23 protein-coding genes and 1 tRNA gene are annotated in these 26,317 nt (G+C 61.6%); 12 read left to right on the forward strand and 12 right to left on the reverse strand.

Features of this window, described 5'->3' with window-relative positions:
• The first annotated feature begins 213 nt into the window (after positions 1-213).
• Positions 214-801, forward strand: coding sequence for a uracil-DNA glycosylase family protein (locus ACR0EF_RS01585; RefSeq protein WP_170371658.1), 588 nt, complete (start codon positions 214-216; stop codon positions 799-801).
• Positions 794-1,582 carry an SseB family protein gene (locus ACR0EF_RS01590; protein WP_170371656.1) on the forward strand — a complete coding sequence of 263 codons (789 nt, stop codon included), beginning with the start codon at positions 794-796 and terminating at the stop codon, positions 1,580-1,582. The genes ACR0EF_RS01585 and ACR0EF_RS01590 overlap by 8 nt, the downstream gene beginning before the upstream one ends.
• Positions 1,583-1,634: 52 nt before the next feature.
• Here the strand turns inward: ACR0EF_RS01590 and yghU are convergent, their stop codons facing one another.
• The gene (gene yghU / locus ACR0EF_RS01595; protein ID WP_170371654.1) at positions 1,635-2,513 is read right to left on the reverse strand and encodes a glutathione-dependent disulfide-bond oxidoreductase; all 879 of its coding nucleotides are present in this window, start codon (positions 2,511-2,513) and stop codon (positions 1,635-1,637) included.
• Between the two features lie 241 nt (positions 2,514-2,754).
• Between yghU and ACR0EF_RS01600 the strand changes: the two genes are divergently transcribed.
• On the forward strand, positions 2,755-3,273 hold the full coding sequence (locus ACR0EF_RS01600; protein WP_170340669.1) for a YHS domain-containing (seleno)protein: 519 nt from the start codon (positions 2,755-2,757) through the stop codon (positions 3,271-3,273).
• A gap of 56 nt (positions 3,274-3,329) precedes the next feature.
• On the opposite strand, the gene ACR0EF_RS01605 is transcribed toward ACR0EF_RS01600, so the two are convergent.
• Both ACR0EF_RS01605 and metF read right to left on the reverse strand, forming a co-directional pair.
• Positions 3,330-3,983: a J domain-containing protein gene (locus ACR0EF_RS01605; RefSeq protein ID WP_170371652.1), complete on the reverse strand. Its 654-nt coding sequence runs from the start codon at positions 3,981-3,983 to the stop codon at positions 3,330-3,332.
• A gap of 181 nt (positions 3,984-4,164) precedes the next feature.
• The gene (gene metF, locus ACR0EF_RS01610; RefSeq protein ID WP_170340673.1) at positions 4,165-5,031 is read right to left on the reverse strand and encodes a methylenetetrahydrofolate reductase [NAD(P)H]; all 867 of its coding nucleotides are present in this window, start codon (positions 5,029-5,031) and stop codon (positions 4,165-4,167) included.
• 94 nt (positions 5,032-5,125) lie between these two features.
• Between metF and ACR0EF_RS01615 the strand changes: the two genes are divergently transcribed.
• Positions 5,126-6,031: a LysR family transcriptional regulator gene (locus ACR0EF_RS01615; protein ID WP_170340674.1), complete on the forward strand. Its 906-nt coding sequence runs from the start codon at positions 5,126-5,128 to the stop codon at positions 6,029-6,031.
• A 108-nt stretch (positions 6,032-6,139) separates the two neighbouring features.
• A complete protein-coding gene (locus ACR0EF_RS01620; RefSeq protein WP_170340678.1) occupies positions 6,140-6,925 on the forward strand; it encodes an inositol monophosphatase family protein in 786 nt (261 codons plus the stop codon).
• A 76-nt stretch (positions 6,926-7,001) separates the two neighbouring features.
• Here the strand turns inward: ACR0EF_RS01620 and bhcD are convergent, their stop codons facing one another.
• From bhcD to bhcA, 4 genes are read right to left on the reverse strand one after another with little or no spacing between them, the layout of a single operon-like run.
• On the reverse strand, positions 7,002-7,988 hold the full coding sequence (gene bhcD, locus ACR0EF_RS01625; RefSeq protein ID WP_217354726.1) for an iminosuccinate reductase BhcD: 987 nt from the start codon (positions 7,986-7,988) through the stop codon (positions 7,002-7,004).
• A gap of 14 nt (positions 7,989-8,002) precedes the next feature.
• Entirely contained in the window at positions 8,003-9,166 is a 1,164-nt protein-coding gene (gene bhcC / locus ACR0EF_RS01630; RefSeq protein ID WP_170371648.1) for a 3-hydroxy-D-aspartate aldolase BhcC, read from the reverse strand.
• Positions 9,163-10,149: a beta-hydroxyaspartate dehydratase BhcB gene (bhcB, locus tag ACR0EF_RS01635; RefSeq protein ID WP_170371646.1), complete on the reverse strand. Its 987-nt coding sequence runs from the start codon at positions 10,147-10,149 to the stop codon at positions 9,163-9,165. The genes bhcC and bhcB overlap by 4 nt, the downstream gene beginning before the upstream one ends.
• Positions 10,150-10,159: 10 nt before the next feature.
• Positions 10,160-11,350 carry an L-aspartate--glyoxylate aminotransferase BhcA gene (gene bhcA / locus ACR0EF_RS01640; protein ID WP_170371644.1) on the reverse strand — a complete coding sequence of 397 codons (1,191 nt, stop codon included), beginning with the start codon at positions 11,348-11,350 and terminating at the stop codon, positions 10,160-10,162.
• A gap of 196 nt (positions 11,351-11,546) precedes the next feature.
• Here bhcA and ACR0EF_RS01645 point away from each other — a divergent pair, with 196 nt between their 5' ends.
• Positions 11,547-12,386, forward strand: a complete 840-nt coding sequence (locus tag ACR0EF_RS01645; RefSeq protein WP_170371642.1) for an IclR family transcriptional regulator — start codon at positions 11,547-11,549, stop codon at positions 12,384-12,386.
• Here the strand turns inward: ACR0EF_RS01645 and ACR0EF_RS01650 are convergent.
• From ACR0EF_RS01650 to putA, 3 genes are read right to left on the reverse strand one after another with little or no spacing between them, the layout of a single operon-like run.
• Complete coding sequence (locus ACR0EF_RS01650) at positions 12,362-12,733, reverse strand: GFA family protein (protein WP_170369572.1); 372 nt, start codon at positions 12,731-12,733, stop codon at positions 12,362-12,364. The genes ACR0EF_RS01645 and ACR0EF_RS01650 overlap by 25 nt on opposite strands.
• On the reverse strand, positions 12,730-13,473 hold the full coding sequence (locus tag ACR0EF_RS01655; protein WP_170340691.1) for a rhomboid family intramembrane serine protease: 744 nt from the start codon (positions 13,471-13,473) through the stop codon (positions 12,730-12,732). The genes ACR0EF_RS01650 and ACR0EF_RS01655 overlap by 4 nt, the downstream gene beginning before the upstream one ends.
• A 41-nt stretch (positions 13,474-13,514) precedes the next feature.
• On the reverse strand, positions 13,515-16,913 hold the full coding sequence (gene putA, locus ACR0EF_RS01660; protein ID WP_170371640.1) for a bifunctional proline dehydrogenase/L-glutamate gamma-semialdehyde dehydrogenase PutA: 3,399 nt from the start codon (positions 16,911-16,913) through the stop codon (positions 13,515-13,517).
• Positions 16,914-17,015: 102 nt separating this feature from the next.
• Between putA and ACR0EF_RS01665 the strand changes: the two genes are divergently transcribed.
• Both ACR0EF_RS01665 and ACR0EF_RS01670 read left to right on the forward strand, forming a co-directional pair.
• A complete protein-coding gene (locus ACR0EF_RS01665) occupies positions 17,016-17,504 on the forward strand; it encodes an Lrp/AsnC family transcriptional regulator (protein WP_093964720.1) in 489 nt (162 codons plus the stop codon).
• Between the two features lie 30 nt (positions 17,505-17,534).
• Positions 17,535-18,101: a tetratricopeptide repeat protein gene (locus tag ACR0EF_RS01670; RefSeq protein WP_170371638.1), complete on the forward strand. Its 567-nt coding sequence runs from the start codon at positions 17,535-17,537 to the stop codon at positions 18,099-18,101.
• Between the two features lie 54 nt (positions 18,102-18,155).
• On the opposite strand, the gene ACR0EF_RS01675 is transcribed toward ACR0EF_RS01670, so the two are convergent.
• On the reverse strand, positions 18,156-20,045 hold the full coding sequence (locus ACR0EF_RS01675) for a PhoX family protein (protein WP_170371636.1): 1,890 nt from the start codon (positions 20,043-20,045) through the stop codon (positions 18,156-18,158).
• Positions 20,046-20,352: 307 nt separating this feature from the next.
• On the opposite strand from ACR0EF_RS01675, the gene ACR0EF_RS01680 reads away from it, so the two are divergent.
• From ACR0EF_RS01680 to ACR0EF_RS01695, 4 genes are all read left to right on the forward strand, one after another.
• Positions 20,353-20,426 (forward strand) — tRNA-Gly (locus ACR0EF_RS01680).
• Positions 20,427-20,554: 128 nt separating this feature from the next.
• A complete protein-coding gene (locus ACR0EF_RS01685) occupies positions 20,555-22,375 on the forward strand; it encodes an ABC transporter transmembrane domain-containing protein (RefSeq protein ID WP_170369562.1) in 1,821 nt (606 codons plus the stop codon).
• 154 nt (positions 22,376-22,529) lie between these two features.
• A complete protein-coding gene (locus tag ACR0EF_RS01690; RefSeq protein WP_170340702.1) occupies positions 22,530-24,419 on the forward strand; it encodes an acyl-CoA synthetase in 1,890 nt (629 codons plus the stop codon).
• A gap of 12 nt (positions 24,420-24,431) precedes the next feature.
• A complete protein-coding gene (locus ACR0EF_RS01695) occupies positions 24,432-25,355 on the forward strand; it encodes an alpha/beta hydrolase (protein ID WP_170371634.1) in 924 nt (307 codons plus the stop codon).
• Between the two features lie 6 nt (positions 25,356-25,361).
• Here ACR0EF_RS01695 and ACR0EF_RS01700 read toward each other — a convergent pair whose 3' ends face one another.
• Positions 25,362-26,198, reverse strand: coding sequence for an alkaline phosphatase family protein (locus ACR0EF_RS01700; RefSeq protein WP_170371959.1), 837 nt, complete (start codon positions 26,196-26,198; stop codon positions 25,362-25,364).
• Positions 26,199-26,317: the final 119 nt, after the last annotated feature.

Genomic DNA, 26,317 nt, shown 5'->3' on the forward strand with positions numbered 1-26,317 from the left:
GCTTTGGGTGCGGCCACCGGTGGCTGTCTGACGGCCGGATGTTCTACCGCTCCATGTTGGCCACATTATGTCGAAATATGAAACAAATGTTCAATGCGCGTTCGAAACGCCTGGCCACAATTGTGGCGCACAGAGCCGACAACTGGATCGGTTTGCGGGAACGACTATGATCCATCCTAGGATTGCAGAAAGCGCCAAAGGGCTGGAGATCAGGTGAAGCAACTTGCTGAGGAAATCAGATCGTGCCGGTTGTGCGCCGACCGCTTTGCTGCGACTGCAACCGCGCATCAGCCGCGCCCGGTGGTGTGGTTCCGCCCCGGTGCGCGCATCCTGATTGCAGGGCAGGCACCCGGGGCACGGGTCCATGAGAGCGGCCGACCGTTCACCGACCCCTCAGGCGACCGGCTGCGGGATTGGCTGGGGTTGGAGGAAGAACAATTCTACGATCAGGCGCGGGTTTCGATCGTTCCGATGGCGTTTTGTTTTCCGGGGTACGATGCGCGAAAGGCGGACTTGCCGCCGCCGGCGATCTGCAAGAAGACCTGGCATCACAGGGTGATGAGTGAACTTGGCGATGTTCCGTTGACCATCCTTGTCGGTGGCCACGCGCATAAATTCCATCTGGGCGCACAAGCTTCGGTGACCGATACGGTGCGCAATTGGCAACAGCACGCGCCGCGGGTATTTGCCTTGCCTCATCCGTCATGGCGCAATACGGCATGGATGAAGAAAAATCCCTGGTTCGAAACGGACCTGTTGCCGGTGCTGCGTGCCCGGGTCAAAGAGGTGATGGATGACTGACACGACCGCGCTGGACATTGCGCATGCCCAGATGGAGGCCGACCCTCAGAGCGATGCCGCGCGGCTGAGGTTTTTCGAACGGCTCGCGGACAACGAACTGTTTCTGTTGCTGACCGAAGAGGCGCGAGACGAAAACATCTCGCCCGAGCTGTTTGACGTGGCAGATGGTCGGTTTGTGCTGGCCTTTGACCGCGAAGACAGACTGGCGCAGTTTGCGGGCCGTCCTGCTCCATATGCCGCTCTGTCCGGACGTGTTCTGGCGGGAATGCTTGCAGGGCAGGGCATTGGGTTGGGGCTAAACCTCGAGGTGGCGCCGTCGTCGATGCTCATCCCCGCCGAAGCGTTGGCCTGGCTTGCGGAAACCCTCAGCCATGCCCCGCAAGAAGTGCAATCCCGTGTGACGGAGTTCCTTCCGCCCGCGGGGTTGCCCGACATTTTGCTGACGGCGCTGGACACCAAACTGGCCACAGCTTCAGGTCTGGCCTCCGCCGCATATCTCGCCGGAACCCGCGCCGAGGGCGGTGGGCAGGGTCATCTTCTTGGTTTCGTGGACGCGGTGCCCGGTGCCCAAACGGCCTTGGCCAAAGCGGTGTCCGAAGCTCTGACATTTTCGGGGATTGAGGCTGGTGCCTTGGATGTCGGTTTTTTCGCGGCCAGCGATCCTGCCGCCACAGCATTGGCGAAAGTGGGCCTGCGATTTGATATCCCCGAGCCTGTGCGCGCCTCCGGGTCCCGACCAGCGCCCGGAAGCGACCCGGACAGTCCCCCGATCTTGAAGTGAAGTCAAGGTTTCGGCGCAGGGATGATTTGCTCCCTGCGCCAAATGAACAGATTTATTCGGCAGCTGTCTCCAGCTTGTCCTGCGTACGGGTTTCGAAGTCGCTTGCGTTATGCCGTTCGCGCAGTTGGGTGTGCAACTCTCCGAAGGCGCGGTTGACCATGCGGCCCCGCTTCACGGCTGGCCGCGCGTCAATCTCTTGCGCCCATCGCATGACGTTCTTGTAAGACGTCACATCAAGGAACTCGGCCGCGTCGTACAAACGACCCAGAGCAAGTTGCCCATACCACGGCCAGATTGCCATATCAGCGATCGAATAGTCCGAGCCGGCGATAAAGGTTTTGTCGGCAAGCTCGCGGTCCAGAACATCCAGCTGGCGTTTGGTCTCCATCGCAAAGCGGTTGATCGGGTATTCCCATTTCTCTGGCGCATAAGCGTAGAAATGCCCGAACCCACCACCCAGATAAGGCGCGCTGCCCATCTGCCAGAAAAGCCAGTTCATCACTTCTGTGCGCTCAGGGACGGATGCGGGTAGGAATGCTCCGAACTTTTCGGCCAGATGGACAAGGATGGAGCCGCTTTCAAACACCCGTATCGGCGCTTCACCCGAGCGGTCCATAAGGGCGGGGATTTTCGAGTTCGGGTTGATCGCGACAAAATCCGAGCCGAACTGATCGCCGTCACCGATATTGATCAGCCATGCATCATATTCTGCACCTGTGTGACCCAGGGCCAAAAGCTCTTCCAGCATGACCGTCACTTTCACCCCGTTGGGCGTTGCAAGCGAATACAACTGCAAGGGATGTTTACCGACGGGCAATTCCTTGTCATGGGTCGCCCCTGCGATGGGGCGGTTGATATTCGCGAAACGCCCTCCGCTTTCACTATCCCATGTCCAGACTTTTGGTGGGGTGTATGTGGTGGTGTCGCTCATCTTCTGCCTTTCGTCCCAGAGCCGAGCCGCGCCCGGCCCGACAAGAGTTAGTGTTGCAGAACAAGAACGCCAACCCCCGACGTGGCGGCTGTTCTGTAACAATTGCGGCAAGACTGCTCACGTTTGCTCGTCAATGGTCACAGCGGCGTTAACGGGTCTTCGCCGACGGAGGGAATTGCTTATTGTCTCTGCAGACAGCCACTCTGGCCCTGCAACCCGTCAAGACACGAGGACATGAAACATGAACAGATTTGCTCTGACCTTTGCTGCTGCAATGGCGTTGGCCGTGCCCGCCTTTGCCGGCCCGCAATATGTCGATGGGACCGGCTTCGCCGTGTCCGGATATGATGTGGTGGCCTACCGTGGGCTTGCACAGTCGCCGATCGGACAGTCGCAGCCCGAAGGCGTGCGCGGACGGTCGGATATCACTGCGGAATACAACGGGGCGACCTGGGCTTTTGCGAGCGAAGAAAACCGCGCGAAGTTCCTTGAAAACCCCGCGTTCTATGCGCCGCAATATGATGGCCATTGCGCCTATGGCGTGTCCAAGGGTGGCAAGGTTCCCGGCAACCCCAACCTTTGGCGGATCGTTGACGACAAGCTGTATCTGAACATCACCGATGTCGTGGTCGGATTCTGGGAGGAAGACGTCCCGGGCAACATCAACCTTGCTGAGGGGAACTGGCCGGGGCTCGAGGGCAATGACGCTTCGACCAACGTGATCCCGAAATTCACGTCCGAGGGCCCGATCGCGAACTGACGTTACGCGCGTTGCAGGCCCGGCAGACCCGCCGGGCCTTTTTCAATGCTTGGTCTTCAACAAGCCTGCCAGAACTGTTCCCGAGTGGCCTGATCCGCCTCGAACCGGATCCGGACGCTGCGCGCGCCGGGAAACTTGCGTTCTCGAATGGTGTCGGGAACAACGACCTCGCCCGCTCCGCCATTCTTGGCCTGGAAGGACAGTATCTCGGTTTCGACCGTCCGAAAGCCGGCAAGAACGGATGTCGGCAGGGCAACGCGGTTTTCACCTTCGCAAACCGGCGTCGCAACGAAATAGGTCAGGTCGCGGCCATAGCATCCGATCGCCTCTGGTACATGGTCCGAATTGCGCGTCGATAGCGGGCAATCTTCCGCGCTGGTCTCGCCAAAGGATAGGGCGCGACTTGGATCGAGCAGCTTCAGGCAGGCGGAAATATCCTTCTCGTCCAGCTCTATGATACGCTTTCTGAGTTTCGGGCGTCGCGGTTGGGCCGGCCCGGCGCCTTTTCCTGCCAACCCGTTTTTGCGCAGATAGTCATAGGCCGACTTCGCCTGCGCAAACTGATTGCAGTCGCCGCCTGTATGGTCGGGATGTGCATGAAAGGCGATGTCACGCCACGCATTCCGGATGTCCGATGCGGTGGCGGTCTGATCAAGGCCCAAGACGTGCAGTGCATCTACGCGAGCCTGAATTTTCTCGACTGGCTCCATACCAAAATCACTCGATAAAACAACTGTCTCCTATTTTCCGGAGCCTTGAGTTTCTGTCAAATTTTCCAGTGAATTGGTAGGATTGGCGGGGACAGTGCGCCGTTGCAGGGGGAATTGTTCGCACCTTACAAAGGGCCGCAGGTGGCAATCCCCCTTTGGCCAGTGCAAATGCAAGGAACAGTCAGGCGACGTTTTGTAGATCGGCTTTGGGCGTGATCCCAAGGGCAAAACACACATCGCGGGTCAGTTCGGGGCGGTTCAGCGTATAAAAATGCAGCTTGTCCACGCCTTCGTCGATCAGGTCCGAACACAGCTCGGTGCATAGCGCGGTGGCCAACAGGTCGTGCCGGTTGTCACGGATTGCTTTGTCAAAGGCCTGATCGACCCAGTCCGGCACCTGCGCGCCACAGCGTTTGGCAAATTTCTTGGCACCGGCCCAGTTCTCGATCGGCAGGATGCCCGGCACGATCGGCTTGTCGATCCCGGCCTTGGCGCAGGCATCGCGAAAGCGCAAAAAGGTTTCGGCTTCGAAGAAGAATTGCGTCAAAGCCTCGTCTGCGCCGGCGTCCAGCTTGGCTTTCAACCAGTCGATGTCAGCCTGTGCATGTGGCGCTTCGGGGTGAATGTCTGGATAGGCACCGACGCGGATGGTGAAGCTGCCGGTTTCCGCAAGTGCTGCGATCAATTCGACCGAGTGGGCGAACCCATCGGGGTGCGGGACGAACCGTTGCTGCCCCTTGGGTGGGTCGCCGCGCAACGCAACGATGTCGGTGACGCCGGCCGCGGCAAAGCTGTCGGCAATGGCCAAGGTCTCGCTGCGTGAAGCGTCGATACATGTCAGATGGGCCGCGACTTTCAATCCCGAGGATTTGTGCAACGTCGCCACCGCGTCGCGGGTCAATTCACGGGTGGTGCCCCCCGCTCCATATGTGACCGAGACAAAACGGGGTGCCAGTGGCGCCAGTGTCTGAACCGTATCCCACAGGCGAAACGACGCTTCGAGCGTCTGAGGCGGAAAGAATTCGAAGGAAATCTCGGGCTGGGTCATGGCAGTCTCGCAGGTTGTGTTGCGGCTCTTGTGCCATGGAGTTCTTTGTGAGACAAACTCATATTATTCAAGAACAACATGAACGACGCGAAAGATGCATATCGAATTTCGACACCTGCGCACGATCAAAGCCATCCATGAATGTGGTGGGTTGGCCCGTGCGGCGGATCAACTGAACATCACTCAGTCTGCGCTCAGCCATCAGATCAAAGGGCTGGAGGATCAGGCCGGCGTCGAGCTGTTCCTGCGCCGGTCGAAACCGATGAAACTGTCGGCCGCTGGGCTGCGCCTTCTGCGTCTGGCCGAGCAGATTCTGCCGCAGGTCGAAGCGATGCAGGAGGAGTTTTCCTCGCTGCGCGATGGGCGCACGGGACGGATGCACATCGCGATCGAGTGCCACGCCTGTTTCGAGTGGCTGTTCCCGGTGCTCGAGGCCTTCCGCAAGTCGTGGCCGGATGTCGATGTCGATATCCGGCCAGGTCTGGCCTTTGACGCGCTGCCCGCGCTGCAGAAGGAAGAGGTCGATCTGGTCGTCTCCTCGGACCCCGAAGATCTGCCGGGGGTCGAGTTCATCGAGTTGTTCGACTACAATCCTGTTTTTGTCGCCGCCTCGACCCACCCTCTGGCCGAGAAAGCGTATATCGAGGCCGAGGATTTTCGCGGTCAAACGCTGATCACTTATCCGGTCGAACGCACGAGGCTTGATATCTTCAGCCAGCTTCTCATCCCGGCCCGCGTTGAGCCTGCTGCGATCCGGCAAGTCGAGTTGACCGCCGTGATCCTGCTGCTTGTGGCGTCAAACCGTGGAATATCCGTTCTGCCCGACTGGGTGGTGCGCGAGGTCAAGTACAACTCGGACTATGTGACCCGCCCGCTGACCAAGGATGGCATCACGCGTCGGCTGTATGCCGCAGTGCGCACCGAGGACATGGAAAAACCCTTTGTGCAGGAATTGGTCAAGCTGGCCAGCCTAGAGGCGCGCAAGCTGCAGCAGCAATAAGGTTTTGGCCACGCGGGAAACGGCATGCTGCTATGCGCATCATTCCTCTTGGCAAGGGGGCGTTGCGCCAGTATACGCGCGGTTTGACCGGACAGGAGCCTCGGAACTATGGTTGGCAGTGCAAATCTCAACATCATGATCAAGGCCGCGCGCAAAGCGGGTCGATCGCTGGTAAAAGACTTTCGCGAAGTCGAGAACCTGCAGGTGTCGATGAAGGGCGCGGGCGATTTCGTCTCGAAGGCCGACATTGCAGCCGAGAACATTCTGAAAGAAGAACTTCTGGGCGCGCGTCCCACCTACGGTTGGCTGGCTGAAGAAGGTGGTGTGATCGAGGGCGAAGACCCGACCCGGCGTTGGATCGTTGACCCTCTGGACGGGACGACCAATTTCCTGCACGGGCTGCCGCACTGGGCGGTTTCGATCGCCCTTGAACACAAGGGCAAGATCGTCGCGGGCGTCATCTACGATCCCGCGAAGGACGAGATGTTCTTTGCCGAAAAGGGCGAGGGTGCCTGGATGAACGACATGCGTATCCGCGTGTCGAGCCGCAGCCGGATGATCGAATCGATCTTCTCGACCGGTTTGCCGTTTGGTGGCCGCTCGGACCTGCCTGCCACGTTGCAGGACCTGGCCCGTCTGATGCCTGCCTGCGCGGGTGTGCGCCGCTGGGGTGCAGCTGCGCTGGATATGGCCTATGTTGCCGCTGGCCGCTACGAAGGCTTCTGGGAGCGTCGCCTGAACGCCTGGGATCTGGCCGCTGGCATCATCATCGTGAAAGAGGCGGGTGGGTTCGTTCAACCGTTGAACCCCGAAGGCAGCATTCTGTCCGACGGGGAAGTCATCTGCGCCAACGAACCGATTTTCGACCAGTTCGCCAAGGTGATCCGCGGCTGATCCGCCTATACGGCGGCTGGAAACGACCAGAACCAATTTCTAAGTTCGCGCGGCCGAATTGGCCGGGCGTTTTGTTTCAAAGCCGTACAGTACCCGCCAAGCCTGCCTCAGAGGCCAGCCGCGCAGCCACGGACGCCACGGCCAGGTCCTGCAACCCGACCCCGGTCCCATCGAACAGGGTGATCTGGTCAGCCTTTGTTCGGCCGGGATGATCGCCATTGATCACCGCTCCAATCGGCGTGATGGCGTCAGGATCCAGCGTGCCGGAAGCCACGGCATGTTGCGCCTCACCGATGGTGACGGACTGGGCAACCTCGTCGGTGAAGACCTGAGCCGAAGCAACCAGTTCGGGGTCGACTTCCATCTTGCCCTTCGTGTCGGTACCCATGCAGGCCAGATGCGTTCCGGGCTTGATCCAATCGCGCATCAACAACGGTTCGAACGCCGATGTGATCGTGATGATGACGTCGGCCTGCGCCCCCAGTTCCCGCTGCGAGACGGATTCGAAATCCAGTCCGATGTCCTGCGCGACGGCGGCCAGTTTCGGAAGCATTTCGGGATGGGGATTCCATGCCACCACCTTTTCGAAGTCGCGTTGCTCGGCGGCGGCGCGCAACTGAAAGGCCGATTGATGGCCCGCGCCGACCATGCCAAGCACCTTGGCGTCCCTGCGGGCCAGGTGCGCGATCGACACTGCCGAGGACGCAGCCGTGCGGATAGCCGTAAGATAGTTTCCACCGACCAGCGCGGAAGGTTGCCCGGTATCGGGATCGAACAGGATGACGGTGGATTGGTGGTTGGTCAGCCCGCGATTGGAGTTTCCCGGCCAATAGCCACCAGATTTGACACCCAGAACCAAGCCTTCGGCGTCAAAGCCGGATTTGAACCCATATACGGCGCCGGCATGACCCAGCCCTTCGCGGATGACGGGGAAGTTGCGCGCTCCGCCTCGTGCCATCGCTGAGAACACGTCTTGGATTGCGTCAAACGCCAGCTTGCGGTTGACCAGCTGCTTGCATAGGTCTTCGCCAACGATCTGTATCAGATTGGTTTCAGCGTTCATCTCGTCCCTCATGATCAAAACGCCTTGCCGCGAGCAGAGACCGGCCACAGGGTCTCGACCCTTCCGTTGCGCACGCCGACATACCAGTCGTGCACGTTGCAGGTCGGATCGCAGTGCCCGGGGACCAGACGCAACTTGTCGTTCACCCGCAACACGCCGTTGGGGTCTCCGATCACACCGTGTTCGTCCGAACATTTCAGGTATTCGACATCATCGCGGCCAAAAATCACCGGCAAACCGCTGTCTATCGACTGTGCCTTGAGCCCTGCGTCGCAGATCGCCTTTTCCGGTTTGGCGTGGCTCATGACACTGGTGAGTATGAACAAGGCGTTTTCCCATTCGCCCTGATCGATCCTTTGGCCATTCCGGTCCAGAATCCGCCCATAGTCGGCATCCATGAACGCGTAGGACCCGCACTGCAATTCGTTGTAAACGCCCGAATTGCTTTCGAAGTAATAGGATCCCGTCCCGCCGCCCGAGACCAGTTCGCACTCAATCCCGTCCGCCTTCAACCCGTCGACGGCGTCCCGCACCATGGCGATTGCTGCATCCAGTTTTTCTTTTCGCGCGTCATAGCTGTCGAGATGTTGCATCGCGCCCTGATAGGCTTGAAGGCCGGTGAACTTCAGGTTCGGTGCCGCCTCGACCGCGCGGGCAATGGTTATGACGTCAGCCGTACTGGTCACCCCACAGCGCCCCGCGCCGCAGTCGATCTCGACCAGGATCTCCAGCTGCGTTCCGTGGGTCTGCGCCGCAGAGGACAGCTCGGGCACATTCTCAATGTCGTCAACGCAGACCAGCGTTCGCGCGCCCAGCTGCGGCAACCGAGCCAAGCGGTCAATTTTGGCCGGATCGCGCACCTGGTTGGACACAAGGATATCCTTGATCCCGCCACGCGCAAAAACCTCGGCCTCCGAGACCTTCTGACAGCACACACCAACTGCGCCGCCCAGTTTTTCCTGCAGGCGCGCGACGTCCACAGACTTGTGCATCTTGCCATGCACCCGATGGCGCATGCCGTGCGCTTTGGCGTAGTCGCCCATTTTGCGGATGTTCCGCTCCAGCGCGTCGAGGTCCAGTATCAGGCAAGGAGTCTGGATTTCGCTCTCATCCATGCCGATTGCTGCGGGGATGTCGAAGCCGACGTCCAATTGATCGATGTTCACGGGTCTGTTCATCCTTCTCCTCCTTGCCCGGCCAGCCAGGGCAGCTTGTCCAAATCCACATTGCCGCCGGTCAGGATCACGCCGACGCGTTTGCCTCGAAAAACCTCGGGGTTGTTGAGAATGGTTGCCAACGGAACGGCCGAAGATGGCTCAATCACCAGTCGCAGGTGTTTCCAGGCCAGTTTCATTGCCGCCACGATTTCGTCTTCGGAGGCCGTGAAGATGTCGGCAACGTTCCGCGACACGAAGTGCCAAGTGTTTTCCTTGAGCGGAACCAGCAGGCCGTCGGCCACCGTCTTGGGTGCGTCGTCGGCGATGATCCGACCGGCTTTGAAAGATCGGTATGCGTCATCAGCCTGCTGAGGTTCCGCGGCATAGATCGCGACATCAGGGGCCAGATTTGATACTGTCAGGCACGTGCCGGACACCATACCGCCGCCGCCGATCGGAGCGATAACGGCATCAAGCCCACCTGTTTGTTCCAGCATCTCGGCCGAGCACGTGGCCTGTCCTGCTATGACACGCGGATCGTTGTAGGGGTGCACGAATTCGCCACCCGTTTTGGCCTGCACCTGGGCAAAGGTCGCTTCGCGCGATGACGTCGATGGCTCACATTCGGTGATCGTGCCGCCAAACCTGCGGACCGCGTCCTTTTTGGCCTGAGGTGCGGTGCGCGGCATGACGACGTTGCAGGGAATGCCGCGCCGACCGGCCGCATATGACAGGGACAGTGCATGATTCCCGCTGGAGTGGGTGCAGACGCCCTTGCCGGCGATCTCGTCGGGCAGTCCAAATACCGCATTGCAGGCGCCGCGGACCTTGAAGGCTCCGGCCTCCTGCAGGTTCTCGCACTTGAAAAAGAGCCGTGCGCCGGTTTGTGCGTTCAGATACTCCGACGACAGAACGGGTGTACGCCGGATATGTGGTTTGATCCGTTCATGCGCTGCGCGCATGTCGTCGATCGTCAGCTCTGCAGCCGAAAGCGTGTCCAACATACCGATCTCCTCAGGCTGCTGCGCGCGAGCGGTTGGTGCCGTTCGCACGGAAGTATTCCTGCGCTGCCGCCACGCCGCTGCCCAGTTGTATCGGGTAGTTCAGATCGGCCATCGCCATCTCGATCGTGGCAAGGCCGGAAAGAACCATGACGTCCGTCAGGCTGCCAAGGTGCCCGATGCGAAACGCCTTGCCGTTCAACTGCCCCAGGCCGATCCCGAAGGACACTCCATAGATGTCATAGGCATGGTTAGTCAGGACATTGCTGTCGAACCCATCGGGTACATAGACTGCGCTGACAGTGTCCGAGTAGAGGTCCGGCGATTGAGCGACCAGGCTCAAACCCCAGGCGTCGACGGCCCGACGCACGCCTTCGGCCAGACGGAAGTGACGGGCGTAGACGTTGTCCAGGCCTTCTTCGAACAAAATGGATAGGCTTTCCTGCAGCCCGCAGATCAGTTGCAACGGCGGCGTGTATGGAAACCCGCCCGAGGCATTGGCGTCCAACATGTCCCGAAAGTCGAAATAGGTGCGGGGCAGCCGCGCACCATCCATCGCTGCCAGCGCCTTGGGGCTGACGCACAGGATTGCCATTCCAGCGGCCAGCATGAACCCCTTTTGCGACCCCGAAACCGCAATATCGACGCCCCAGCCATCGAATTCGAACGGCATCGAGGCCAGTGAACTGACGCAATCGACCAGCAGCAGGGCAGGGTGCGCCGAGGCATCCATCGCCGAGCGGATCGACTGAATATCCGATCGCACGCCGGTGGCCGTTTCATTGTGCGTCACCAGAACCGCCCGGATGTCGTGGTTCCGGTCGTCGGCGAGGATCGATTGAAACCGTTCGGCAGGTGCCCCGCTGCCCCAAGGGCAATCGATGACTTGCACATCCAGCCCATGCCGTTGGCAAAGGTCGATCCAGCGATGGCTGAATACGCCATGGCGGGCCACAAGAACCTTGTCGCCCGGGCTCAGTGTGTTGCTGATCGCAGCTTCCCACCCACCTGTGCCGCTGGATGGAAAGGTCACAATCTGACCCGTGGTCGACCGGAAGACCTGCTTGAGGCCCTCGAGTGCCGGAGCAAAGGCCTGAACGAAATCCGGCGCGCGGTGGTCAATGGTCTGGACCTGCATCGCGCGCAGGAGGCGATCCGGGATATTCGTCGGGCCGGGAATGAAGACCGGGTTCTGTTTTGACATCATCATGTCCTCCGCTTTGCCCCAAGTCTGTCTCCGCGTCGGCGGTGATGCAATTTTCTTGAAAAATATTTTCATTATTTTGTTAAAATGCGTAACCTGCCATAAATGCAGGATATTCACTTTCTCATTTCGCTGAGTGTTTGTGATCAGCTGAGAAAGCCAGACGGCCGTTCGGCCAAAATGAGGGAGAATCACAATGTCAGCCCAGAAGCGGCCGCGCGGACGGCCCAAGTCGTTGTTCAAGGAAAGCTCGGCCGGAACCATGCAGGCGTTGGACCGTGCGCTGGGGGTCCTGACCACGGTCGCACGGCTTGAACGCACCGCGCTCAGCGACCTCGCGCGTGAGATCGACGTGCCTACTGCAACCACGCATCGCATCCTGACGACCTTGCAAAAGCATGGGTTCGTCAGCTTCAGCGAAGAACGTCAGGAATGGATGATCGGAGTCGAAGCCTATCGCACAGGCGCTTCGTTTCTGCGGCACAACAGCGTTGTCGAGATCGGCCGGTCAGTTCTTCGGCGCCTGATGCAGGACAGCGGAGAAACTGCGAACCTGGCAGTTCCCGACGGGTCGGAAGTGGTGTTTGTCGGGCAAGTCGAGACATCGAACCCGATCCGGGCGTTCTTTCCGCCGGGCGCGCGCACACCGATGTATGCCTCGGGTACGGGCAAAGCGATCCTGGCGGCCATGACCGAGGCATCCCGGGCCAAGGTGTTGGCGGACACCAAGCTTGTGCCGTATACGCCCAATACTTGCGCCACATTGGATACCTTGCGCGAGGATCTGACCGAAACGCGGCTGCGCGGATGGTCTTATGATCGAGAGGAGCGCCACTCGGGCATGTCCTGCATCGGAGCCGCGATCTTCAACGACAAGCAGGAACCTTGCGCCGGAATCTCTGTCTCGGGGCCGACCGCGCGATTCAATCCGGACCGGGCACCCGAGCTTGCCGCCCACGTCGTTCAGGCTGCGCAAGAGATCACGCGGCTGAGCGGTGGTCAAACTCCGGATCAGTCAGGCCGATCAGAGGGGTGATTGACCCCGTCGTTCCAGGGAATCGGCCCGTGGGTTCTGGGGTTTCCGCCCTCGATGCAGCCAAGGTTGACGCCGCACTCCCCCGGATCCGAGCGTCTTTGGTGATAAACGTATATCCCGCAGGTCTTGCAGAAATAGTGTTTCGCCGTGTGCGTGCCCCACGTGTAGAGGCTCAGGTTCTCGGCGCCTTCAAGAATGCGCAGGCTCTCGGTTATGGCGGTCACGGCGGCGGCCCCGCGGCGGATGCAGAAGGAACAGTCGCATCGGGCAGCCGTGGACAGGCCACCGGGGAACTCGGCCTCGATCTTCACGGCGCTGCAATGGCAGGTGGCGGTCATTTGGCTCATCGGCGTGGCACTCTTGGTATGCGGGACTGGCTGAGCTTGTAGCGGTGTTCGGGATGCGGCGGGTGGCCGTGGGTGCGGTTCCAATAGGCCGGCCCGCCGCGTTTCAGCCACAGTGGGATGCACAGTACCAAACCGATCACGAAACCGCCCGTATGCGCCCAATAGGCCACACCGCCGGCGTCAGGGTTGCTGGACACGCTGCCAAGGAACTGCATGCCCAGCCAGACGCCCAGCATCACGAAGGCCGGGATGGTGAAGACCCGGAAGTAGATGATCAGAATCAGCAGGATATCGACGCGCGCCTTTGGGAACATCAGCAGGTACCCACCCATCACTGCGGCAATTGCGCCGGACGCGCCGATGGTGGGTACCAGCGACCCGGGAGCCGTAACGATATGGACCAGCCCGGCGCCGATACCCGCGACCATGTAGAACAGCAGGAAGGGCAGGTGGCCCATCTCGTCTTCCATGTTGTCGCCGAAGATCCACAGGAACAGCATGTTGCCGATCAGATGCATCCAGCCGCCATGCAGGAACATCGACGTCACCAACGTCTCGAGCGCCACGCCGTCGCTGATGCGGGCGGGGATGATCGCATAGTCGAAATAGAACCGGTTGATCAGCCGGGCATCGTCCATGATTCCGACATAGCTGAGGAAAACCAGGACATTCGCCGCGATCAGCGCATAGACGACATAGGGTGTGCGGCCCGAGGGGTTGTGGTCTCGAATTGGAAACATGGGGGGACGCTGGGCTTTTCACGGCCCAGCGTCAAGTCAGCTTATGCCGCACCGCCCAGAAGTGCGGCGTTTCCTCCGGCGGCCGTGGTGTCGACGCAGACATGGCGCTCGGCCATCACCCGCGACCGGTCGGGCAAGCCGGGGATCAGCGGCAGGATGGGGCCGTCTCGCCGAGCCAGATGGCGCTCGATCTGACGCGCGGTGTCCGCATCGCCCCACCACAGAACCCCCGATATTCCCGGCAGGTTCTCAAGCCGGTGCAGGTCAAGCGCGCCCTCGGTCTGAATCGCGGTGCCGCCAAGCGCGAGAATGGCGTCTGCTTGCGCCTTGGCCGCCTCGGGGCCGGGGCCCAGGCACAGGAACGGCGCGCGGGGGAACTCGGTCAGCCGGTTCGACTCGCCGGTCGGTCCGGGCATCGAGCGGGTCGTCGGCGCGGCAGGCTGCCCGATCGGTGCGGGCAGGTCGGTTGGGGCGGACCATTCCGAGGCCACGACCTGTCGGTCCGGGGCGCAGAAACGGGCCAGATAGTTCGGGCCGCCCGCCTTGGGGCCGGTGCCGGACAGGCCTTCGCCGCCGAAAGGCTGCGAGCCGACGATCGCGCCGATCTGGTTGCGGTTGACATAGATGTTGCCGGCGTGGATCGCCTCGGTGACGTGCTGCACCCGGTCGTCGATGCGGGTGTGCAGGCCGAAGGTCAGGCCATAGCCGGTGGCGTTGATGTCGGCGATCACCTGGTCGATCTCGTGTGACTTGAACCGGGCGACATGCAGGACAGGGCCGAAGATCTCGCGTTCCAGCGCTTTTATACCGGGGACTTCGATCAGCGTGGGCGCCACGAAGATCCCCTCGGGCGGCAGCGCCAGCTCCTTCAAAACACGACCCTCGGAGCGGGCCTTGGTAACGTGGTCCGCGATGCCCTGACGGGCCTGTTCGTCGATCACCGGGCCGCAATCGGTCGAGAGCAGCCACGGGTCGCCCACCGACAGGGCGTCCATCGCGCCCTTGAGCATGGCCAGCACGTCATCGGCGATGTCGTCCTGCAGATACAGACAACGCAGGGCCGAGCAGCGCTGGCCCGCCGACTGAAAGGCGCTTTCGATGATCGACTGCACGGCCTGTTCGGGCAGGGCGGTGCTGTCCACGATCATCGCGTTCAGCCCGCCGGTTTCGGCGATCAGCGGCGTTCCGGGCCGCATGTGCTCGGCCATTGCCGCGCGGATTTTCAACGCCGTCGCGGTCGAGCCGGTGAAGGCCACGCCCGAGACGCGCGCATCCGACGTCAGCGCGGCCCCGACCGCTGGCCCGCCCGGCAGCAATTGAAGCGCATCGCGCGGCACGCCGGCTTCGTGCAGCAGTTGCACCGCCCGGTGGGCGATCAGCGGAGTCTGCGGTGCGGGTTTGGCCAGAACCGCATTGCCTACGGCGAGCGCAGCCGAGATCTGCCCGGTGAAAATCGCCAGAGGGAAGTTCCACGGGCTGATGCAGGTGAAGGTGCCCACAGGCTCGCCCTCGGGGATGTTGGCGGCGTAGTAGCGCAGGAAGTCCACCGCCTCGCGCAGTTCGGCTACCGCATCGGGCAGTGATTTGCCGGCCTCACGCGCAAGAAGGGCGAAGAGCTCGCCATAATGCTCCTCGTAGAGGTCGGCGGCGGCATTCAGGACGCGGCTGCGCTCGGCAGCTGGGGCCTGCCACGAAGCAGCTGCGGCCAGCGCCAGCTCCACATCCGAGGCGCTGGCCGAGGCGACCGCGCCGGGCCGGTCCTCGGGCAGGGCGGGGTTGATGACAGGTTCCTCGGCCTCGGGCGCTGCGTCACCGGCCAGCAGGGGCTTCGCGAACCAGTGATGTGCGCGAAAGGCGTCGCGGGCGGCATCGATCCGGTCCAATGTCGGTGTGTGATGCAGGTCGAATCCTAGCGAGTTTGGTCTTTCAGGTTGAAACAGTTCGGGGCCGGTTGGGATGCGGCGTGCAGGTTTCCGCACGACCTCGAACGGATCGGCTGCCACCACTTCGGGGGCCACGTTTTCGTCCACGATCTGGTTGACGAACGAGCTGTTGGCGCCGTTTTCCAGCAGCCGCCGCACCAGATAGGCCAGCAGGTCGCGATGCGCGCCAACTGGCGCGTAGATGCGGCAGCGGGTATCGCGTTGGTCCTTGACGATCTGGTGCAGGGTCTCGCCCATGCCGTGCAGGCGCTGGAACTCGAAGGGTTGACCCTCGGCCATGTGCAGGATCGCACTGACCGTGTGGGCGTTGTGGGTCGCGAACTGAGGATAGATCCGGTCGGTCATGCCCAAGAGCTTGCGGGCATTGGCGATGTAAGAGATGTCGGTTGCCGCCTTGTTGGTGAAGACCGGGAAGCCGTCGACGCCCTCGACCTGCGCGCGCTTGATCTCGGTGTCCCAGTAGGCGCCTTTGACCAGACGCACCATCAGCTTGCGGTCATACCGCTCGGCCATCTCATAAAGCGTGTCGAGCACCAGCCCGGCACGCGGTCCATAGGCCTGTACCACCACGCCGAACCCATCCCATCCGGCCAGCGCTGGCTCGGACAGAACCGCCTCGATCACCTGCAGCGACAGCGACAGGCGGTCAGCCTCTTCGGCGTCGACGTTCAGGCCCATTCCGGCGGCCTTGGCCAGCAGCGCCAGCGCCCGCAGGCGCGGCACCAGTTCGTGCATCACGCGCTGTTCCTGGGCCACTTCGTAGCGGGGGTGCAGGGCCGACAGCTTGACCGAGATGCCGGGGTTGGCGCGGATGTCGTCCTGCGTGCAGGCATCGGCAATCGCCGCGATGGCGCGGGAATATGAAAGGTGATAGCGCGCGGCGTCTGCCTCGGTGCGCGCGGCCTCGCCCAGCATGTCGTAGGAATAGGTGTAGCCCTTGGCCTCCATCCCGGCGGCGCGTTTCATGGCGGACTGGATCGTTTCACCCAGAACGAACTGACGGCCCATTTCCTTCATCGCGCGACCGACGGCGGTGCGGATGACCGGCTCGCCCAGCCGCTTGATGGCGCCGCGCAGGGCGCTGACCGGCGAGGCCTTGCCCTCGTCCAGCACCTTGCCCGTCAGCATCAGCGCCCAGGTCGAGGCATTGACAAGCGACGACGACGAGTGGCCGAGGTGCTTGCCCCAATCCGAGGGCGCGATCTTGTCTTCGATCAGCGCGTCGATCGTGTCGGCGTCGGGCACGCGCAACAGCGCCTCGGCCAGACACATTAGCGCGATGCCCTCGTCGGTGGACAAGCCGTACTCCGCCAGAAACACCTCCATCAGCCCCGGCGCGGTGCTGGAGCGGATGTCGCGCACCAGTTGCGCGGCCGCCTCGCAGATGGCGGTTCGGTCCGCTTGGGTCAGGGCGGCCTGATCGGTCAGGGATTTCAGCAACGCGGTTTGGTCCGCGTAGGTCATGGAATCGATGGTGTGGCGCAGGCTGTGAGTCATGTGTCCTCCGGTCTTTCACGCAGTATACTTGCGATTTTGCGGGACAACGGACCGAAAATGAAATAATGGTCGTCCAATGTCCTGTATTTTGGATCAAATGCCATGCGAAAAGACTTTCCGGGTCTGGACCGGTTTGACCGCGCGATTCTGTCCATCGTGGCCGAGGACGGCCGGATCTCGGTCGCGGATCTGGCCCGGCGGATCGGGCTGTCGAAATCACCGACGCAGGCGCGGCTGAAACGGCTCGAGTCCGAGGGGATCATCACCGGCTACCGGGCCATGCTGGACCCGATCCGCCTGGGCCTAGACCATGTGGCCTTTGTCGAGGTGCGACTGACCGACACGCGGGAAAAGGCGCTGGCCGAGTTCAACGCGGCGGTCCGCAAGGTGCCCGAGATCGAACAGGCGCACATGATCGCGTCGAATTTCGACTATCTGCTGAAGGTGCGGACCGGGTCGATGACGGAATATCGCGCGGTTCTGGCCGAAAAGATTTCGTCGCTGCCGCATGTGGCCAGCACCTCGACTTTCGTGGCGATGGAGGCGGTGAAAGAGACCGGGTTGGCCGATGCCATCGATGGCGCGGGTTGACGAAAGGGCGATCCGCGTCACCATTGCACTATGAGACACCTTATTCTTTCCGCAGTTCTGAGCGCGAGCATTGCGATCCCGGCAATTGCTGAGACCTGTCCGCCTGCGCCCGATCACGCCGCCCGGCTGGGTGAGTTAATCGGTCAGATCCAGCAGGCCGAGACCGAGATGGCCGCGCGCGAGATCTCGAACCAGATGTGGGAGCTGTGGGCCGACGCACCTGACGAGGCCGCGCAGACCGTATTGGATCAGGGCATGTCCAGACGTAATGCCTGGGATCTGTTGGGGGCGCTGCAGGATTTCGACCGTTTGATTGCATATTGCCCCGAGTATGCCGAGGGCTACAACCAGCGCGCATTCGTGAATTTCCTGCGTCAGGATTTTGAATCGGCCCTGACCGATCTGGACCGCGCACTAGAATTGTCGCCGAACCATATCGCAGCGATGAGCGGTCGTGCGCTGACCCTCATGGGTCTGCAGAGAATGGAAGAAGCCCGCGTTGCACTGGCAGAGGCGCTGGAACTGAACCCGTGGCTGCCCGAGCGTCACCTTGCAGCCGATGGTGGGCCTTTGGCGATGCCGGGCCAAGATCTCTGAACAGCACTGTCACCCCCGACGCTTCGCCGGGGGTGATCGCTGAGGTAAGACGGTTCAGCCGACCTGTCCGTTGTCCTTGCGTTTGATCGCGATGATCGAGGAACGCGGCGTGCCCCCATCTGGCCAGGATCCACCGGGGTGCTGGATGCCTACAAACATGGTCCGGCGGTCGGCCGACCATGTCAGACCGGTCACCTCGCAGCCGTTCGGGCCGGTCATGAATCGAACGATTTCACCCGTGATCGGGTCGCCAGCCAGCATCTGGTTGTTGCCATGGCCTGCAAAATCGCCTTCGTTGTCGTCGTTCCCGTCGGTCTGGATCCAGACCACGCCGGTGCTGTCGATCATCATCCCGTCGGGCGAGTTGAACAGGTTGCCTTCGTTTACGTTCTCGGACCCGGCATACGCATCGGAATGCACTGTCGGATTGCCGGCCATGACGTACAGATCCCACTGAAACGCCGTTTCTGCATGATCCTGGTTGGCTGGCCGCCAGCGAACAATCTGCCCGTATTTGTTGGTTTCCCGAGGGTTGGGGCCATTGACCGAAGTATCATCGCCACCCGCGTTGGGTTTGACGCCACGGTTCTTGTTGTTGGTCAGGCAGCAATAGGCCTCGGCAAGAACCGGGCTGGTTGCAACCCATTCCGGTCGGTCCATCGTGGTTCCACCGGCCTCAGACGCCGCGATGCGGGCAAAGATCAGAATCTCGGCTTCGTCCATGCCGGTGGTTTCCGGTGTCAGCGGCACCCATTCACCGGACATGTCGTCGTTGAATCTGGCAACATAAAGCGTGCCGTCATCCAGCAGACCTTCGGTATCCCCGCCGGGGGTGTAGACGCCGTTCGAGACGAATTTGTACAGGTATTCGCCCCGCTCATCATCGCCCATATAGACGACAATGCGACCATCCTTGGCCAACTCGACCGCGGCGTTTTCATGTTTGAACCGCCCAAGTCCGGTATGCTTGACCGGGGTGCTGTTGGGATCGGTCGGGTCGATTTCGACCACCCAGCCGACGCGATGTGGTTCGTTGGGGTTCTTCGAGGTGTCAAACCGCGGATCGAACAATTCGTAACCGTTCCAGCTTTCGGCCTTGATGCCGTATCGCTTGAAGCCATCCGCGACCTTTGGAGTATATGTCGCGCTTTCGTTGCTGGAGCCGAAGTAGCCGTTGAAGTTCTCTTCGCAGGTCAGGTAGGTGCCCCAAGGTGTCTTGCCCGAGCCGCAATTGTTCATCGTGCCCAGCGACGTTGTGCCGGTCGGATCGGCCTCGGTCTTCAGCAGGTCGTGGCCAGCTGCCGGCCCCACGATCTTCATGGGGGTGTTGTGGTGAATTCGGCGATTGAAAGGGCTGTCCTTGACCACGGTCCAGCCATCCGGGGTTTCGGCAATTTCCATCACCGTCACACCCTGCAGGTTCTGCAACTTTCGAACGTCATCCGCGTTTGCGGGCACACCTTCCTGCGCTGCGGGCAGGTTGATTTTGCGATTGGGATACTCGTGATTGATGGCGATCAACTGGTGCCCTTGGAACGAGAAGGTTTCCATACCATCAGTGTTTTCGCCAAAAACCTTGTCCGAGTTTTCGACCGGTCCACCATCGGTGATGTCATACCCGTCAGCCTCGGAGAACAGCGGATCGCCCCAGCGCATGAGGACTTTCCATTCATACCCCTCGGGTACATGCACGGTGCCATCGGTCTGGGCCGCAATCGGAGTGAAGGCAAAACGAGAAGCGGTCTGTGCGTGGGCTGAGGTTGACCCCAGAAGACCGCTGCCCATGGCCGCAGCGCCCGACCCGAAGGCCAACACTCCGCCCAGAAAGCCGCGTCGCGACAGGGCGCTTTCGACGACGCGGTCAAAGTCGTTTTCGTCGGGGCGCGGGAAATGCAGTTCGTCCCAGTCGTCGGCGGAAAGGGTGGCTGGATCAACGTCTTTCATTGGATGATTCCTCGCTGTCGGAATGAATTTGTGAAACGGATTTAGGAACTGATTGTTACAGGTACTTAACAACCCCATTAACCGTTTGGGGCGGTACACACGCTGGGCAGGTTTTCGCGAACGGCAAGCACTGCAATCGTATGCTGCGCCAGTGCGCGACCCCAAAACAAGTGCAATTCAGAGCGATGGGCGGTTGGCCGCGCAGTCCGCAATGGTTGACCGCAAGCAGGCAGTCGCAAAAGCGATGCGTAGGTGGATTTCGGTTCTTGACGACGGCCCGGGCATGGACTACTCAGCCCTTCACCAAGCGGGTATAGCTTAATGGTAAAGCCCCTGCCTTCCAAGCAGGCTATGTCGGTTCGATTCCGTCTACCCGCTCCAACCTCTCCGGAATAAGTTGCGTCAAAAAGCCCTTGTCGGGGTGCTATTGCGCGCAGTCTCCTTGACCCGGCGCGCCTGCGCCGCCAAGAAGCCATATCGCGAGTCCCAGAAGGTAAAAAGGGTCAGGCATGGCAAGAACACGCTCCGCCAACCAAGCAAACGTGCAGGCGCCCGGTGCTCATGAAGATCGACCCGGATCCCGGAAGCTGGGCGTGCTGGCCTCTTTGTGGCCGTTCATGAAACCTTATCGGCTGCTGATGCTTGGGGCGACGCTGGCGCTGGTTCTGACGGCCAGCATGACCCTGACCTTGCCTTTGGCGGTGCGGCGCGTGGTCGACAACTTCCGCATCGAAGACGGTGAACTGCTCGATTGGTATTTCCTGGCGGCTCTGGGCATCGCGGCGGTTTTGGCGGTGGGAACGGGTATCCGGTACATGCTGGTGACCCGGTTGGGCGAGCGGGTCGTGGCTGACATCCGCAAGGCAGTCTTTGACCGCGTCATCGGCATGAGCCCCGCCTTCTACGAACGCATCATGACCGGTGAGGTCCTGAGCCGTATCACCACCGACACCACGCTGATCCAATCCGTTCTCGGGTCGTCAGTGTCGATCGCATTGCGGAATTTCCTGATGTTCATCGGCGGGCTTGTGCTGATGTTGCTGACCTCGGCCAAGCTGACCGGGCTGGTTTTGCTGCTGATCCCGGTGGTGGTGGTGCCGATCCTGGTTCTCGGGCGTCGGCTGAGGGTCATAAGCCGCGAAAACCAGGATTGGATCGCCGCCTCGTCGGGCAATGCAGGCGAGGCGCTGGGCGCCGTTCAGACCGTACAGGCGTTCACCCATGAGGACGCCAGCCGCCGCCAGTTCGGCGACATGACCGAGACCTCGTACCATGTTTCCCTGCGCCGTATCCAGACGCGGGCGGTTCTGACGGTGATCGTGATCTTTCTGGTTTTCTCGGGGATCGTCGGAGTTTTGTGGATGGGGGCGAACGATGTGCGCAACGGCGTGATGACCGAAGGCGTGCTGATCCAGTTCGTGATCTATTCGATCATCATGGCCGGGTCCGTAGCCGCCCTTTCCGAAATCTGGAGCGAGCTGCAGCGTGCCGCAGGCGCCACCGAGCGGCTGGTCGAGTTGCTGAACGCCGAAGATACGGTCAACGACCCGACACAACCCAAGGCGCTGCCGCAGCCGATCAAGGGACAGATCACCTTTGACAACGTCACCTTCCGCTACCCGGCCCGGCCAGACGTTCTGGCACTGGACGACCTGTCGCTGACAGTGAACCCGGGCGAGACCGTGGCCTTCGTCGGACCCTCGGGCGCGGGCAAGACGACCGTGATCCAGTTGATCCAGCGGTTCTACGACCCCGAGGCCGGTCAGGTCAGCCTAGACGGGATCGATCTGGGCGACATGCGCCGGGCGGATTTCCGGCAGCACATGGCGCTGGTTCCGCAGGATCCGGTGATCTTTGCGGCCTCGGCGCGCGAAAACATCCGGTTCGGACGGCTGGACGCCTCGGATGCCGAGGTCGAGGCCGCGGCCCGTGCCGCCGCGGCGCATGACTTCATCTCGGCCCTGCCCGAAGGCTATGACAGTTTCGTCGGCGAACGCGGCGTGATGCTGTCGGGCGGTCAGAAACAGCGCATCGCCATCGCGCGGGCGATTTTGCGCGACGCTCCGGTTCTGCTGCTGGACGAGGCGACCTCGGCGCTGGACGCCGAGAGCGAGCGCGCCGTTCAGGCCGCTGTCGACCAGATGCGCGCCGGGCGCACCACCCTGATCGTGGCGCACCGTCTGGCCACCGTGAAAAAGGCCGATCGCATCGTGGTGATGGAGAACGGCCGGATCGTGGCGCAGGGCACCCATGACGATCTGGTGGCGCAAGATGGGCTTTATGCGCGTCTGGCGCGTCTCCAGTTCACCGATGGTGTGGCCGCCGAGTGAAGTGACGCGCGGGCATTTCGCGAACCGCCGTAGCGTCATTCTACTTTTTCCCCTTGCCCGAGGGTAAGCCCTCGCTTGCGCAGGGCTGCATTTGCTTACATCTTGGACGCAAGACAGCCTGCAAAAATGCAGGGTAAAAAAGGGGAGGAACCACATGGCCTTTGTGGGCAAGGAAGACAAACTGAGAATGGAGCAGGAAATGCCGTGGGAGGACCGCGACGTCCCCGTCACGTTCCATCAACTGCTCTCGCGGACGGCCGCCAAGTTCCCGGATCGCAACGCGATCAGTTTCCAGATCCTGTCCGGCCCCAAGGACAAGGCCGAAACCCTGACATGGTCGCAACTGCTGACCAAGACGAACCAGGCGGCCAACCTGTTCCGCTCTTTGGGGGTCAAGGAAAACGACGTGGTGGCCTATGTGCTGCCCAACTGCAACGAGACGCTGGTCACCATGATGGGCGGCGCGGTGGCCGGGATCGTGAACCCGATCAACCCGCTGCTCGAGCCAGAGCAGATCGCGTCGATCCTGCGTGAGACCAAGGCCAAGGTCGTGGTCACGCTGAAGCCATTCCCGAAAACGGACGTCGCGCAGAAGGTCGCCGAGGCCGTGCGCCACGCGCCGGGTGTCAACACCGTGTTGGAGATTGACCTGAACCGGTACCTGACGCCGCCGAAATCGTGGATCGTGCCTTTGGTCCGGCCCAAGATGGCCGACAAAGAGCATCTTGCCCACGCCGATTATCTGGATTTCAACAAGGAACTGGCGAAGCAACCCACCACGCTGACCTTCGAGGACAGCAAAGAGGACCGGGTTGCCTGCTATTTCCATACCGGCGGCACCACAGGTATGCCCAAGGTCGCGCAGCACAAATATTCCGGCATGATCTACAATGGGTGGCTGGGCCACACGCTGCTGTTCTCGGAAGAGGACGTGATCATGTGCCCGCTGCCGATGTTCCACGTCTTTGCCTGCCATGTGATCGTGATGGCGGCGGTGTCTTCGGGCGCCCATGTGGTGTTCCCGACCCCCGCCGGGTATCGCGGCGACGGCGTGTTCGACAACTTCTGGAAGCTGATCGAGCGCTGGAAGGTTTCGTTCATCATCACCGTGCCCACGGCGATTTCGGCCAAGATGCAGCGTCCGGTGGATGCCGACATCTCGACCGTCAAGACGGCCTTCTCGGGCTCGGCCCCGCTGCCGGTCGAACTGTTCCGCCGGTTCGAGAAAGCGACCGGTGTGACAATAGTCGAAGGCTATGGCCTGACCGAGGCCACCTGCCTGGTGTCCTGCAACCCGGTGGATGGCGAGAAGAAAATTGGCTCGATCGGGATTCCGTTCCCGTACACCGACGTCAAGATCCTGCGCGACAGCCCCGACGGCCCCAAGGAATGCGCAGTGGACGAAGTGGGCGAGATCTGCGTGTCGAACCCGGGCGTCTATGCCGGGAACACTTATACCGAGGAAGACAAGAACGTCGATCTCTACTATTTCGACAAATACCTGCGCACCGGCGACCTGGGCCGGTTCGATGCGGACGGGTATCTGTGGATCACGGGCCGCGCCAAGGACCTGATCATTCGCGGCGGTCACAATATCGACCCGGCCGAGATCGAAGAGGCCTTGCTGGGCCATGACGCGGTGGCCTTTGCCGGCGCCATCGGCCAGCCCGACGCCCATGCGGGCGAGGTTCCCTGTGCCTTTGTCGAACTGGTCGAAGGCGCCAGCGTGACCGAGGAAGAGCTGCTGGAATACTGCAAGGTGCACGTGCACGAACGTGCCGCGCATCCCAAGCACATGACCATCCTGCCCGAACTGCCGAAAACCGCGGTGGGCAAAGTCTTCAAGCCGGAACTGCGCAAACAGGCAATCACGCGGGTCTACAATCAGGCGTTGGAAACCGCCGGCGTTGCGGCGCGGGTCGTGTCGGTCATCGACGACAAAAAGCGCGGCCTTGTCGCGCAGCTTGACGCGAACGGCGCATCCGAGGACGATGTGAACCAAGTGCTGGGCAACTTCACCCGGCCGTGGGAGTGGGCCGACTGATCCGGAGGGGCAATGGACTATGAACGTCTGATCGACGAGGAGACCTGGGCGTTCATCCGGCGCACCGCCGAAAGCTATCCCGAAGACGCGGTGGATCGGTCCATCGAGGACCAGCGCCGCGTCTATGACGACATGTGCCGCGCGTTTCGGCAGCCGCGTCCACCGGGCGTCGAAACGCGGGACACCTCGGCCGATGGGGTTGGGGTGCGCATCTATTCCTGCGGAGATCCCACCCGAACCGTCGTCTACATGCATGGCGGCGGGTTCATCGTGGGCGGGCTGGACAGCCACGATGACGTCTGCGCCGAACTGTGCGCCCAAACTGGCTATCGGGTGGTGGCGGTCGACTACCGCCTGTGTCCTGAACATGTTCATCCGGCGCAGTTCCAGGATTGCTGGACCGCGGTGAACTGGGTGGAATCCGAATTCGGCGATCCGCTGGTTCTGGCCGGGGACAGCGCGGGCGGAAACCTGGCCGCAGCCGTCGCCCATCACGCGCGCGGGCGCATCGGGAGCATCCTGGGGCAGGTTCTGATCTATCCCGGTTTGGGCGGCGACCCGAACCAGGGATCGTACATCGAACACGCCCACGCCCCGATGCTGACGCGCGACGAGGTCCTGTTCTATGAAAAGGTCCGCTGCGGCGGCGCCGTCCCGGAACATGACCCAACATTCGCACCCCTGCACGATACCGACTTTTCCGGGCTGCCGCCGACGGTAGTCGTGACCGCCGACTGCGATCCCCTGCGTGATGACGGAGCCGCGTACTGCGCCAAAATAACCGCCGCCGGCGGGCAGGCGCATTGGATCAACGAGGCCGGCCTCGTGCATGGCTACCTGCGCGCCCGCCATTCGGTGACCCGCGCCGCCGACAGTTTCGAGCGGATCTCGATCGCGGTCGAGGCGCTGGGGCAGGGGTTGTGGAACTACGACTGACGGCGCTCAGCGCAGGAACGGCTTGGCCTTCATCGTCTCGGCCACCGGAGCGCCCATGCGGGTCAGGATCGTGGGCGCCAACTGCAGCTGGTCAATGACCGTTTCCGCATCGGGGCCCTCGGCATCGCCAAAATAGTAGAGCGCCGTTTCCTGCTGCAGCGCGCTGCGCCCGCCGTGATGGCCGCGCTCGTCCTGGCCGTGATCGGCGGTCACGATCACCTCGTATCCCAACTGCCGCCAGCGGGGGAGGAAAGGGGCCAGCATCTCGTCCATGACGAAGCAGGCGTGATCCATCTCTTCACAGTCGTGGTAGAAGCGGTGGCCCATGCTGTCGAGCGTACAGGTATGGAGAATGCCGTAATCCAGCCCGAACCGCAGGCACAGGTTCGTCAGAGTCGCGAACAGGTCGACGTCGGACGGCGTCATCTGGTTCGCCTTGCCATAGCCCGTCATCGAGTGGAAGCGGCCGTGGTTGATGGTGGCGCTGTCCGGTTCGTCATATTCGATGTCGCGCACATAGTCGAAAGGGTGGCGGTTGAAGAACTGCGACCAGAAGCTGTGGGTAACGGCCCCGGTCACGCCGCCGGCCTCGCGCACCTGGCTGAATATGTCCTTGTGGTCCAGCCGGAACACGTTGCCGTTTCCGGTGCAGCCATGCTCCTGCGGTGTCACGCCCGTGTGGATCGAGGCATAGCAGCTGGCCGAGATCGAAGGCAGCACCGAACGCAGCTTCCAAACCCGCGCTTCGCCGCTGTCGACCCAGCCTTCGAGGTTGCCGAATAGCCGGCGGAAATTGCGCCAGGGAACCCCGTCGAGAATGATGAGCAGAAGCTTGCGGTCCATCGCATGGCCCTCGTATTGGATCACTTGTTTGGCCCACCCTAGGAGATTCGGTCAGCCAAGGCTGCCCGTTCCCGTCCGGAATGAGAGAATCCCGACACTTCGATAGAAACAAAGTGTCG

It is taken from the genome of Ruegeria sp. CG8, from assembly GCF_056537165.1.